Source organism: Halobellus sp. Atlit-38R (assembly GCF_003665925.1).
Classification (GTDB): domain Archaea; phylum Halobacteriota; class Halobacteria; order Halobacteriales; family Haloferacaceae; genus Haloquadratum; species Haloquadratum inordinatus.
On the sequence record NZ_QXIJ01000086.1, the window covers coordinates 1 to 700 of the forward strand.

Annotated in this window: 1 protein-coding gene; it reads left to right on the forward strand. The window is 65.6% G+C overall.

Going from position 1 to position 700, the window contains the following annotated elements; all coding sequences use genetic code 11:
- The coding region (locus tag D3D02_RS18230) for an HAD-IC family P-type ATPase (RefSeq protein WP_147435709.1) at positions 1–700 on the forward strand (700 nt) is incomplete at both ends.

Genomic DNA, 700 nt, shown 5'->3' on the forward strand with positions numbered 1-700 from the left:
CTCGCAGCCTCCGTCCAGGCCCGTTCGGAGCATCACTTGGCTCGTGCGACCGTCTCGGAAGCCGAAGCCCGCGCCCTCGACGTCCCCGACGCGCGACGGTTTCAGTCGGAGGCCGGGAAAGGCGTGCGCGCCGACGTCGACGACGGAACCATCCACATCGGGAATCGGAGTTACGTCGAGACGGTTCTCGAAGACGCTGCGATCGAGGGACTCGATCCCGGTCTCGACAGGCTTCGGACCCTGGAGGCGGAGGGGAAGACCAGTGTCCTTGTCGCCCGCGAGCACGCTGGCAACGCCACGGTACTGGGATGGCTTGCGTTCACCGACACGGTCCGGCCGGGGGCTGCAGAGATGATCGAGGATCTCCGGTCTCTCGGTGTGGAGCACATCGTTATGCTGACCGGCGACAACGAACGTGTCGCCCAGCAGATCGCCGACGAAGTCGGTATCGACGAGGTACAGGCGGAACTGCTGCCGGAAGAGAAGGTGGCAACTATCGAAGACCTGGTTGAGCGATACGAGAACGTGGCGATGGTGGGTGACGGGGTGAACGACGCGCCCGCTTTGGCGACGGGGACGCTCGGGATCGCGATGGGTGGCGCCGGGACCGACGTTGCCCTCGAAACGGCTGACGTCGTCTTGATGGGCGACGACATCGGGAAGATCCCCTACGTGCTCGGACTCGGTCGCAGGACGCGCC